Source organism: Negativicutes bacterium, assembly GCA_018052945.1.
GTDB lineage: Bacteria > Bacillota > Negativicutes > JAGPMH01 > JAGPMH01 > JAGPMH01.
The window spans coordinates 1-12,686 of the sequence record JAGPMH010000016.1; the positions used below are offsets into that span (position 1 = coordinate 1).

The following is a 12,686-nucleotide window of genomic DNA, read 5'->3' on the forward strand; positions in this document are numbered from 1 at the left end:
TATTTTTTAAAAATTATCACTAAATGATAAAAAAAACAGATAAGATCAAGTCAAAATTACCTTTAGGTACTAACTAATCTTATCTGACGATTTTTAATTTTTTCTCATTCTTTGCGCAGTAACTAGATAAATCACCCATTCTGCAATATTAGTAGCATGATCGGCAATTCTTTCGATATATCGTGCTACAAACATCAATTGTGTCGATTGCTTGATTTTCCCTGAATCTTGAGCCATTATTTTTGACAATTCACAAAATATTTTTTTATATAAATCATCAACCTTATCATCTTTAATACAAACAGCCTCTGCCAAGGATATATCTAAATTAATATATGATTTCAACGCATCTTCCAACATTTCTTGCGCAATGGTCGCCATTTGTGGCATATCAACTAACGGCTTTACTAACTGTTCCTGTGCTAACTCTAACGCAATTTCAGCAATATTAGTAGCATGATCACCAATTCGTTCTAAATCAGTTGATATTTTAAAGCCAGTTCCAATAATTCTTAAATCCTTAGCTAACGGTTGTTGCCTAGCAATTAACACCATACATTTATCTTCAATTGCAATTTCCATAGCATCAATAACATCATCACCATCAATTACAGCTTGTGCTAAATTCAGATCCTGTTCAATTAATGCCTTCATCGCTTGGTGCATCGCAAGATCTACTGCCTGCCCCATAGAAGATATATTTTGTCTTAATGCTTCTAATTCATCATTATAACTTTGTCTGGTACTTACCATGTTGTAGCCCCCTTATCTCATTATTTAGCCAAACCGACCGGTAATATAATCTTCCGTTCGTTTTTCTTTTGGTCTGGTAAAAATCAAATCAGTCTTATCATATTCGACTAATTCACCATTAAGAAAAAACGCCGTATTATCAGAAACCCTTGCCGCTTGTTGCATATTGTGAGTAACCATTACAATTGTATAATCCTTTTTCAACTCCGAAACTAGTTCTTCCACCTTCATTGTTGAAATAGGATCAAGAGCTGAGCATGGTTCATCCATCAATAACACTTCCGGTTCTACCGCTAACAATCTGGCAATACAAAGGCGTTGTTGTTGCCCCCCTGACATTCCCATCGCCGAAGCTTTTAACCGATCTTTAACTTCACTCCACAATGCAGCACCGGTTAAGCTTCTTTCAACGATTTCATCTAGCACTTTTTTATCGCTAATACCATGAATTCTCGGGCCATATGCTATATTGTCATAAATTGACATCGGGAAAGGATTAGGCCGTTGAAAAACCATCCCAACTTTTTTCCTCAGCATTACCACATCAGTATCAGGGTGATAAATATTTACACCATCAATTAAGATTTCACCTTCGATTTTAACATTATCCACCAAGTCATTCATTCGATTAATACTTTTAATAAAAGTAGATTTACCACACCCCGACGGGCCTATTAATGCCAAAACACTATTTTTTTCTACCTTTAACGAAATTTCTTTTAACGCTAAACTATTGCCATAATATAAATTAAGCTTTTGCGCTTCAATTTTGCAAGTCATAACAAAGAACTCCTTTACTTGTTATATATTTTGACTATAACATTAAGGAGTTCTATTATTGTTAATAAATTGTAAAGTTTTTGTTAATTTTAATAAGAGCTGATCCCACCGTCAACTGACCAAGTCGCACCAACCACAAAACTGGCTTGTTCTGAAGCCAAAAAATAAATTACATTAGCAACTTCTGTAGCCTTACCAATCCGCCCTAACGGATAAAGTTGTGCTAATTCTTCCAACGCCTTATCTTTATCAGCTACACCGGAAAATTGGTTTTGTGTCAATGGAGTATCAATATCGCCGGGACAAACACAGTTAACTCTAATGTGGTATGGCGCTAATTCTAAAGCCAGGGCTTTTGAGAATACTGTTAAGGCTCCTTTAGAGGCACAATAAGCTGTGCACAAAAAGTTACCGTTAATCCCGGCATCTGACGAGATATTAACAATAGCACCGCTTTGTTGTTTTTTCATTTGAATTGCAACCTCTTTAGCCATAAAATAAGCCGCTTTAATATTTATATTCATCATTTCATCAAAATCAGCTTCACTCATATCCATAATCGCTTTTTCATAGTACAATCCAGCATTGTTAATTAGCACATCTACTTTATGATAGTTATCAATGATTTTTTTTACAAGATTTTGACATTCACTGACTTTACTAAGATCACATCTTATAAATTCAACACTATCACCAACTGCCCTTAAGGCTATAGTTGCAGCTTCTCCTTTAACCTGATCCCGACCAATAATAATAACTTTAGCGTTATTCTCTAAAAATAGTTTGGCACTGGCAAAACCAATTCCTGAAGTTCCGCCAGTAATAATAACAACTTTATCTTTCATCTGCACTCCTATAACTGGCGTAAGCGATAACCAATACCGCGAACCGTTTCAATAGCCTCTGCAACCTTCGGCTCACCTTCAAGCTTAACCCTTAAATGCCTAATATGAACGTCAACTGTTCTGGTATCACCATAATAATCATAACCCCAGATTTTTTCCAATAACTGTTCACGCGAATAAGCCTTGCCAATATTCGTCATAAATAACTTTAATAATTCATATTCCTTTGGTGTTAATTCAAGCTTAGTTATCCCTAAAAATATCTCATAATTATTAAAATTAATTTTTAAAGGACCGACTACTAACTCCCCTTCAGCTTGAGGATCTTTGGCACTTCTGCGCAATACTGCTTTAACTCTAGCCAATAACTCCCTAGGGCTAAAGGGCTTAGTCATATAATCATCAGCACCTAATTCTAAGCCAATTATTTTATCAATTTCTTCATTACGAGCCGTTAACATAATAATCGGCATTGAGGCTGTTTTATTATTCAATTTAACTTTTCGACAAACTTCCAGTCCATCTACACCCGGCAACATCAAGTCTAACAACATTAGGCTATAAGTAAACTGTTCTACTAACTCCAGCGCCATTGTTCCGGTATCAGCCACAACAACTTCATAACCTGATTTTTCTAAATTAAATTTTATCAACTCACTAATTGACAGCTCATCTTCAACCACTAAAATCTTAGTTTTCATAAAATCTCCTTGCTCCAATAACTTTTACTGTTACTTTCAATATTAAAAGCTGTTTTATTTTAAGTCAATATATAATAAAAGCCAGGTATTAACCTGGCTTTTATTATATATTGACTTAGTTTACAGCTTCTTTTAAACCTTTACCGGCTTTAAAAGCAGGGTTTTTTGATGCAGGAATAGTAATTTCCTCACCATTTTTAGGATTACGACCTTTTCTTTCTTCGCGAGTTCTAACTTCAAAAGTACCAAAACCGATTAATTGTACTTTATCTCCCGCTACTAAAGCTTCTTCGATGCTAGCGAATAAAGCATTAACTGCTTTTTCAGCATCTTTTTTTGCTAAGCCTGCTTTTTCAGCAACGCTAGCTACTAATTCTGTTTTGTTCACGCAAATAGCCCCCTCAAAAATGATTACGAATAGCTTTATTCGCTATTTGTGTTTTTATTCCTCTATTTAATCACAAATTTTCTTGTTTTTTTACAGAAAATCTACATTTTTAAGACTTTTGCCTCATTCCATGCATCATCTAATTCCTTTAATGTAAATTCATTCCATTTTCTACCACTGTTCTTTACGGCATCTTCTACATGAGAAAAACGCTCCATAAACTTATTATTAGTAAGATTTAATGCTACTTCTGCATCAACTTTTAAGAAACGGGCTAAATTAACAATTGTGAAAATAACATCGCCTAATTCAGCTTCAATTTCCTGAAAATCATTCTCACTCATTGCCATTCTCAATTCGATAATTTCTTCTGCTAATTTGTCCCATACAAATTTTATATCAGTCCAATCAAATCCAACCTTAGCAGCTTTACCTTGTAATTTACTAGCACGTGCCAAGCTTGGCAAATCTTTGGGAATGCCATCTAAAATGCGCTCTCTTTGACCTTTTTTTTCAGCTTTTTTTATTTTATCCCAATTTAAAACAACTTCACCGGCATCTTTGATATTAATTTCACCAAAAACATGCGGATGTCTTCTAATTAACTTTTCTGTGACGCCATCAATTACATCCTGCATGCTAAATTCACCGGATTCCTCGGCAACTCTGGCATGAAAAACAATTTGCAGTAACAAATCACCTAGTTCCTCACACAATAACGCACTATCTTGTAAATCAATCGCCTCTAAAACTTCATAAACCTCTTCAATAATATATTTTCTCAAACTTTGATGATTTTGTTCAATATCCCATAAACAGCCTCCCGGCGAACGCAATGTCGCCATTACATTAGTTAATTCCGCCAATTCAAATACCGCAGTCTTAGCTTCATCCACCGGTGGCACATATAAACTTGTTAAATGGTCGATATTTTCTTGACGATCTAATTCATATAGCGGAATTTCCATAATCTCTTCATCAGCTAACCCTAAGTTACGCACTAGCGTTACCATAAAATCATCAGGATACCGCTCCATTAAGCTCAACTTTGCTTCTGAGGCAATTTGACGATTATAGACCTGCGTGACAACTAACGCTTGTTTCAAGTCTGCCGGTAGACTATGAATATCCCCACTATCAATAATCATTAGACCATTAATAGGGTCAACCCCTAATTTTACATACAGCACTTCCATAAAACTCATCCCTGGTAATATTGTAAAATCAATATTTTCTGTTTTTACTAGGTCTTGCAATAGAGTTACCGTTTTTTCTGCCACTAACGGGCTCCCTGGCACTGCATAGACGATATCCTTACCACTTTTCGCTTTTTTGAGACAATCTTCCACAATAGCTTGATAAACTTCTGCAAAACTGTCTTTAGTTTCATAATATTTATCATAACTCCGAAATTTCAGTCCTTTATCTTTCAGAACTTCTACCGTCGGATGCTTTGAGGTTCTTAAACACAAATAATCTGCAGTGCTAATTTTCTCCCACGTTTCCATTGTCAGTAAGCCAAAATTTCCTGGCCCTAACCCTACTACCGTTATGCTACCCATTATTTATCTCCTTTTTCTGTCCCTGCTAAAATTCCCAGGATTTTTTTTAGTTGCTGTAAGATATGTTTATTATTAAAGTTAATTAAAATTCGCTCCGGTGGACCTTGTAATATTTTCACCTTATGCAACAGTTGTTCTTGGAGCTTAATGATATTTTCCACATTAATATTAACATTTTCACCTAAAATGATATCTAATCGATTATGCTGTTCTAAAATACTCTCAATACCAAGCTCTCGCATTATATTTTTTATTCTTGCTACTTCTAATAAATTCAAAGTAGCAATACTAGGCTCACCAAAACGGTCAATTAACTCTGCAATGATTGCACTAATATGCTCTTCAGTTCTTACTGCTGCTATTTTTTGATAAAACTCTATTTTATGCATAGCATCATTAATATAATCACCACTTAAATATGCTTCCACTTTTATTTCGATAGTCGGCTCCGGTTGAAGTTTAACCGGTTGACCGGTTTTCAGCTCTTGCATTGCTTCTTCTAACAAACGACAATACATTTCAAAACCAACACTGGCAATATGTCCATGTTGCTGCGCTCCCAATAAATTTCCAGCACCACGGATTTCCAGGTCGCGCATAGCGATTTTAAAACCAGCTCCCAGTTCAGCAAATTCCTTTATCGCCTGTAACCGTTTTTCTGCAACTTCTGTTAAAACCTTATCTTTACGATAAGTCAAATAAGCAAATGCCATCACATGAGATCGGCCTACCCGGCCTCTCATTTGATAAAGTTGTGATAATCCAAAATGATCCGCGTCATAAACAATAATAGTATTGGCATTAGGAACATCCAAACCATTTTCTATAATACTGGTACAAACCAGCACATCATATTTTCCTTCATAAAACTCTACCATTACCTTTTCTAACAAAGCTTCCGACATTTGACCATGCGCAGTTTGAATTCTGGCATCAGGCAACATTTGAGCTAAATGATGGCTGATTTTATCAATACTTGCAACTTTATTATAAACTAAATAAACTTGTCCACCGCGCTTTAATTCACGCTTAATAGCATCTTTAATAACCTCATCATTATTTTCAACAACATAAGTTTGTACCGGAATGCGTTCTTCAGGCGGTGTTTCAATAATACTCATATCGCGAGCACCCACAAGCGACATATGAAGTGTTCGTGGAATTGGCGTCGCACTTAATGTTAAACAATCAATACCAGCGCTAAGCTTCTTCATTTTTTCCTTCTGCGCTACCCCAAAGCGTTGTTCCTCATCTACAATTAATAAGCCCAAATCCTTAAACTTTACCGTTTTATTAAGAATTCGATGTGTACCAACTAACACATCCACTCTGCCAGTTTCAACTTTTTCCAAGGTTTCTTGTTGTTCTTTAGCTGTTCTAAAGCGACAAATCAAATCAACCACCGGCCCAAATTTAGCAAAACGACTCTTAAAGGTTTGAAAATGTTGTTGCGCCAACACTGTCGTCGGTACTAACACTGCCACTTGTTTACCACTCATCACCGCTTTAAAGGCAGCTCTAACAGCAACCTCTGTCTTGCCAAAGCCGACATCACCACACAACAGACGATCCATCGGTTCAGCTTTTTCCATGTCCGCTTTTATCTCTTTAATCGCTTGCAATTGATCTGGTGTTTCCTCATAAGCAAAGGCATCCTCAAACTCAGCTTGCCAATTATTATCTTGCTCAAACGCAAAACCGGTAGCAACCTGTCTAGTCGCGTAAAGTTCAATTAATTCCTTCGCAATATCGGCAACTGCAGCTTTGGCTTTACTTTTAGTCTTATGCCAATCAGTTCCGCCCATTTTGCTAAGTTTGGGAGTTTGACCCTCGGCTCCAATATATTTTTGCAATAAATTAACTTGATCTGTCGGTACAAAAATTTTGTCAGTACCCGCATATTTTATATGTAAATAATCCTTTTTTATTCCGGCTAAATCAATCGTTTCAACACCAATATATTTACCTATACCATGATTAATATGTACAACATAATCGCCAATATTGATATCACGAAAATAAGCTATTTTTTCACCCTTAGCTACTCGTTGCAATGGCTTTTTCTTTTGAGTACCTAAAATCTCTTTTTCTGTTACTACAACAACTTTCGCTTCCGGTAACTCAAAGCCATTATTAAACACATTAATGGCGATAGTAATACCTTCCGCAAAATCAATCGGCTCCTTTGCTGCAAAGCAAGCTCTTACGTTATAGCGTGCTAATTCTTCTTGCAAAGATAAAGCTTTTTGCTTAGTACTCATAAAAATTACAATTTTGTAGTTTTTATGACGCCAGGCTTTAATTTCGTTGGCCAGCAACTCTATTTTCTTATGAAATGGCACCACAGATTTACTAACAATACTTATAACTTCTTTAGGCTCGCTATACTGTGGTTTTTGTAATAATAAAGTCAAGTATAAAATATTGTAATTTTTCGCAAACTCCACAATTTCTTGCCAAGAAAATAATTGTTTCTTAACTTCGGGATTTTCTTGTAAAATCTTTTCAATTTGCTCTTTAATTCGCGCCGGTTCATCAAAAATAACAGTACTGTCCTGTGGTAGATAACTCAAACAATTCGCCATTTTATCATAATCTTCCGGTTGCGCTAATGGTAAAATATCAATTTGCGAAATGCTATCTAGTGACAGTTTACTATTAATGTCATAAGTCCTTATGGAATCAATTTCATCACCATAAAACTCTATTCTAATCGGTTGAGTTGCATTAACCGGAAATACATCAATAATTCCGCCACGCACACTAAATTCACCCATTATTTCTACTTCATCAACTCTGACATAACCTAATTTCACTAATCTTTCTAAAACATTTTCTAATTCAATACTCATTCGTAGCTTTAAATTAATTCTTGCCTGCTCAAAGTCATGTTTTGAAAGATTTTTTTGAATAACAGCTTCACCGGTCGTCAACACAATAATATTTTCGTTACGCACCAATTTCCCTAAAACATCAAGGCGCTGTGCCACAAGCTCCAAGCTTTTCGCCACTGCAGAAAAACTAACTACATCTAAAGACGGTAATTTTACAATCTGCGTTTGTGGTAACAAGCTACTCAAATCACTTTCTAGCTGCGCCATACTATCCTTGCTACTAGTGATAATGATAGTTGCTTTTTGCGCCAAATTATATCCCTTGGCAATAATCAGACTTTTTTGCGTACCTGCAACACCATAAATAAGACTTTGTTGTTGAGAAAAAGCATAACATTCACTAGCTTTTATAATATTGTCATCATTAAAAATATCAAAAAAATTCTTCATTTTCCCCTCACCAATACGAAAACGGGCTTTAGCATATGCTAAAGCCCTTGTTTTCTCATTATAGCTTCCATCTTTTCTAACGTCAAGAAGGTTACTCTCTAACTAGCTTTCCCTTCCAATCATTAATTCCACCAAAATCATATACTTTCTCATAACCACTGTTTACTAAAAGTTCAGCAGCCACAGCACTCCTTCTACCACTACGACAATATAATAATATTTTTTTGCTTTTATCAGGAATGACCGCCGATGCTTTTTCTTCAAGTTCACTTAGTGGCAGTAGTTTAGCATTTTCAATATGACCTTGCTGATATTCTTCAGGCGTTCTAACATCAACAACAATCACATTAGCTGATTCTTTCATCATTTCAGCTGCCACATTAGCACTAATTTTATAAGGAGCTTTATCACTGTTTGACCTTAATTGAAAAAAATATCCTGCTCCTACAATCATCACAAAGGCTATTATCAATAAGTATATATTTTTCAAAGAAAACTCCCCTTTATACTAAAACTTATTTTTTCGCAATACCCACCAAGGAGCCATGGATGAATCTTGATGTCCTTTACCAATCCATTCCCAAAATACTGCCAATAAAGTATTGATTTTCGCTGCAAATAAAAACATCGGCATAAATGGTACTAGTCCAAATCTTGATAAATCTTCTTTTTTTCGCTCAGAAACAAAAATTATCCCAAGCAAATACAGTAAGCAAGTCATCACAAAATAAAAAGAATACACTGCCATTAACAAGGCGATTGCATAATCAGCGGGAAAAACAATAAATAGCCAAAAAGTATAGACAAAAACCATCATTGGTAAAACAATATTGGTGAACATGGTCACTAACAATCCATTAAAATTCGCCCAGCCCATCATCGACGGCGCTATGCTCCGCCAATGTTTACCGATAATGTAAGGATAATCGCCTTCCCATCTTAGCCGTTGTTTGAAAAATTTAGCATAGGTTTCCGGAACATCAGTAAAACAAATTGCTTCGGGGTCAAACACAATTCTAAATTTTTCTTTTCTATTATTAAAGTAATTTTTAATTCGTAATGTAATATCAAGATCTTCTGCGGTCCCTGCATCCCAACCTTCGACCAAATTAAGTAGACTACGGCGAAAAATACCAAAGGCGCCGGAAATATTATTGACCATATTAAATTCACTAAGCGCCGTTTTTGACAGCTGAATTGAATTAAAATATTCAATCGCTTGAAAACCGGCACAAAAAGTATCAGCAGCATTACGTACTCTTAAGCACCCACTCACCGCTACTACTTCAGGATCAACAAAGTGCCTCGTAACCCGCTCTAACATATTGTTATCAAAAGAACTATCACCATCAACTTTAACAACAATCTCGCCGGTAACAAAATTCAAACCTAAATTGCTACTAGACACTACACCACCGCGTTGCCATTTCGGAATAACAGAAATGGTACGGTTGTTATATTGCACCGCCAGTTTTTGCAATTCTTCAGCAACTTTCAAAGTACTCTTATTGATATACGCACCATCAATCACCAATAAAATTTGTAATTTGCCGGGATATAGCTGTTCCAGTAATGAAAGCACAGTCTTTTCAATTTCTCGGCCTTCATTATAGCAAGTTACAATACAAGAGACACTAGGAAAAAAGTCAATTCTCGGACCTTCTTGCTTTCTTCTTAGCACATATTTAAATAATCCTAAAAATATGAACAAATTCCACGGTAATTCAAAAAAAACTACCATTGGTAAAACCAACAGTATCACTGTCATATAACCTTGATTGTAAAAAGGAAGTACTAAAAAATTATAGAGATGAAATAAAATACCTTCCAACATAACTAGTTCTAGCACCTAAAACTAAAACCCAGCTTCATACTCAGTCAACAGTTTTTCGGCAATTGGAACTTGTTGAGCTTGTTCAGTTGGTATGGAAAAACATTTTACTGCTACTCTGATTTGCGAATTAGTTTCTGTCGACACCATCTGTGCCAAATTTTCAATTCTAGCGGCCAGAATTTCACCTCCTTCGGTATTAGTTCTTGGTAACATCACCCAAGAGACATTCTTACTGGTATTAGTAGTGATATCGGTATTACGAACTAATTCTCGTACTCTCGCACTAAGTTCCGCTATAACGTCATTTGCTTTCGGCAAATATGCAACTTCATCCAAATCCTTTGCGCTAATTATTTTAATACAAATCAGCGTAAATTCAGCATCTTGATACCGTTGCTTCATTTGAAGCATCCAGTCAATCATTTGATAAAAATATAATGGTAATACATTTCTTTTATCATCAAATAAAGCTATTTCCAAATTAACATCACCCAGTTGCGCCGCTCTCATTCCTTTAGCAGAAATAGCATAGTTATAAATAGGTCGAGCTATCAAATCTTCAGCTGAAGATTTTTCCTGACAATTTAAGCAACTAGCTTTTATCTGCGGTTCAATAAATTTACCATGGCAATCATTACATTGATAACTTTCTAACGGTCTATCATAATCAACCCCAATATGTCTTAACGTACTTTTACAGCGTTGGCAGACTAATTGATAACCTTTTTGAAACTCTTCTTCCGGTGCTACATTGGCACAAGTAAAGCAATGAATCATTTTATGTTTGCTAAAGTTTATACTGCCACATAATGGACACATATCAATGAAATTTAAGTTTCCGGTCATACAATATGGACAATACCTAACTCTATCGACTAGTTGTTTTTCCACTAGTAGCCCATGATTTAACAAATAATTAAGCCACTGGACAGAGCTTTCTTCTTTATGGTTTGATTTATCATTTTCATCACAATTAGAGCGAAATGTTCGATGTACTTCATTGCAAAAGCGACCTAGTAGCGCTGCTGTCATATACTGATAAAGCCACGGAGAAGAAGGCAATAGTTGCGGTTTTAATAAATATTCTTCACCTCTGGCAAACAGAAAGGTTAATAATCTTAAATCACTGCTTGCTGAATTTTTTTCAATGGATAACAAGTTTAGGCGATCTAAAATAACATTACCTTGTGCTAAAATTTCACTTTTACTATTTTCTATCCCATCACTGCAATAATCTAACTCTCCTACTGAGGTGGTAAAGTACAGTGGACAAGCATACAACAATTTTGATTTACGAAAGTCACACACTAATTTTAAAATTTTAGCTTCATAACAATCTGCAATATTTATACCATCTACAACAACAATGACCGGCTCTGTTATATTTTTAGTTAATTCTTCCACGGAATGAAAGGTTTGTGCAAAATCTTCTGTTGCTAATAATGTTTTTGTAGCATCTAATGTTATCCGATATAACTTATTCATTAATATTACCTCCTAATTCCACGCTACTACTACCGGCAGTCCATCCACAATTTCCTCAGGATTTAGTTTTTCGTCAATTTTCAAAAATACATTGATACCTCTCATACTATTAGGATAAATAGTATTGGATATTCCCATCGGCACTGTAGAGGCACTAATTGGTTGTTCCACCACCACTGCTGTAACAGTTCTATTACTACCTAAAATTTTAACTTTAGCACCGGTGCCTAAACTAATTTTTTTAAAATCTTCCGGCTCTACATAAACACTGACATAAACATTTTCGGTTTTTGCTAAAATTGCCAAAGGCTCTCCGGCACTAAAAGTCTGCCCAACATTAACTAAAATAGTGTTAATTTGACCACCAATACCGGTGTTTATTTGAGCATTATTATCCAAAAACTTAGTTAAGCTTTTAATGCTTTCATCTACTTGAATTTTACGAACTTCATTACTAAGCACCGGAGCTGCGACCGGCGTTACATCAGCCGCTGCCAAAGCCGCCTTTAACTCATTATACTTAGCATTGACTTGCTCGTATTCAGCTCTGGTTGCTGCTCCTTTAGCCATTAAGGCGCCTGTATCATTGCGTAATTTTTCATAATAAGCAACACTATTAGAAATCGCTGAAATTTGTTGGTAATTTTTATCAACGGTTGTACCACCACCAATATTACCGGTTACTAACGCATTTTTCTCCGCTTCCAATAAAGCTATTTGCTCTAGTCGCCCCGTTGGAATAATCTTCTTATACGTCAACAGCAAGCTATTAGGCGCTATCATGTCACCACGTTTTCCGGCAATACTCTCAATAGTTCCGCCTTCATTAGCATTAACAACGACTTTTTCTAAATAAATTGTTCCCGGCGATCTGACAAATAGCCACTCGCTGATAATTTTTCCGGAAAAATAAACAAACGGTAGGGCAATAATAATTAATACTAACCACCATTTTAATTGTGGGAAAATTCGTTTCGCATTACCATAAGGGATTTTTATATTGTTCTTTACTGTGGCATCAGAGTTTTTATTGTTGGAAAATGATATTTTCATA

11 protein-coding genes are annotated in these 12,686 nt (G+C 35.6%); all 11 read right to left on the reverse strand.

The genetic code is table 11. The annotated features are described in order from the left end of the window. Positions 1 to 93: 93 nt before the first annotated feature. The 11 genes from phoU to KBI38_04015 all read right to left on the reverse strand — a co-directional run bounded on the left by phoU (position 94) and on the right by KBI38_04015 (position 12,685). Positions 94 to 753 carry a phosphate signaling complex protein PhoU gene (phoU, locus tag KBI38_03965; GenBank protein ID MBP8629224.1) on the reverse strand — a complete coding sequence of 220 codons (660 nt, stop codon included), beginning with the start codon at positions 751 to 753 and terminating at the stop codon, positions 94 to 96. A 24-nt stretch (positions 754 to 777) separates the two neighbouring features. Continuing rightward, positions 778 to 1,533: a phosphate ABC transporter ATP-binding protein gene (gene pstB, locus KBI38_03970; protein ID MBP8629225.1), complete on the reverse strand. Its 756-nt coding sequence runs from the start codon at positions 1,531 to 1,533 to the stop codon at positions 778 to 780. Positions 1,534 to 1,622: 89 nt separating this feature from the next. Next, complete coding sequence (locus KBI38_03975) at positions 1,623 to 2,378, reverse strand: SDR family oxidoreductase (protein ID MBP8629226.1); 756 nt, start codon at positions 2,376 to 2,378, stop codon at positions 1,623 to 1,625. 8 nt (positions 2,379 to 2,386) lie between these two features. Continuing rightward, positions 2,387 to 3,079, reverse strand: coding sequence for a response regulator transcription factor (locus KBI38_03980; protein MBP8629227.1), 693 nt, complete (start codon positions 3,077 to 3,079; stop codon positions 2,387 to 2,389). Positions 3,080 to 3,194: 115 nt separating this feature from the next. Further along, complete coding sequence (locus tag KBI38_03985) at positions 3,195 to 3,467, reverse strand: HU family DNA-binding protein (GenBank protein MBP8629228.1); 273 nt, start codon at positions 3,465 to 3,467, stop codon at positions 3,195 to 3,197. A gap of 101 nt (positions 3,468 to 3,568) precedes the next feature. After that, complete coding sequence (gene mazG, locus KBI38_03990; protein MBP8629229.1) at positions 3,569 to 5,029, reverse strand: nucleoside triphosphate pyrophosphohydrolase; 1,461 nt, start codon at positions 5,027 to 5,029, stop codon at positions 3,569 to 3,571. Continuing rightward, positions 5,029 to 8,313 (reverse strand): transcription-repair coupling factor, encoded by a 3,285-nt coding sequence (mfd, locus tag KBI38_03995; GenBank protein ID MBP8629230.1) that lies wholly within the window; start codon positions 8,311 to 8,313, stop codon positions 5,029 to 5,031. Before mfd ends, mazG begins: the two co-directional genes overlap by 1 nt. Positions 8,314 to 8,404: 91 nt before the next feature. Continuing rightward, positions 8,405 to 8,803, reverse strand: coding sequence for a rhodanese-like domain-containing protein (locus KBI38_04000; protein ID MBP8629231.1), 399 nt, complete (start codon positions 8,801 to 8,803; stop codon positions 8,405 to 8,407). Between the two features lie 18 nt (positions 8,804 to 8,821). After that, entirely contained in the window at positions 8,822 to 10,147 is a 1,326-nt protein-coding gene (locus KBI38_04005; protein ID MBP8629232.1) for a glycosyltransferase family 2 protein, read from the reverse strand. A gap of 21 nt (positions 10,148 to 10,168) precedes the next feature. Continuing rightward, positions 10,169 to 11,632: a hypothetical protein gene (locus KBI38_04010; protein MBP8629233.1), complete on the reverse strand. Its 1,464-nt coding sequence runs from the start codon at positions 11,630 to 11,632 to the stop codon at positions 10,169 to 10,171. A 12-nt stretch (positions 11,633 to 11,644) separates the two neighbouring features. Continuing rightward, a complete protein-coding gene (locus KBI38_04015) occupies positions 11,645 to 12,685 on the reverse strand; it encodes an HlyD family efflux transporter periplasmic adaptor subunit (GenBank protein ID MBP8629234.1) in 1,041 nt (346 codons plus the stop codon). Position 12,686 lies beyond the last annotated feature (1 nt).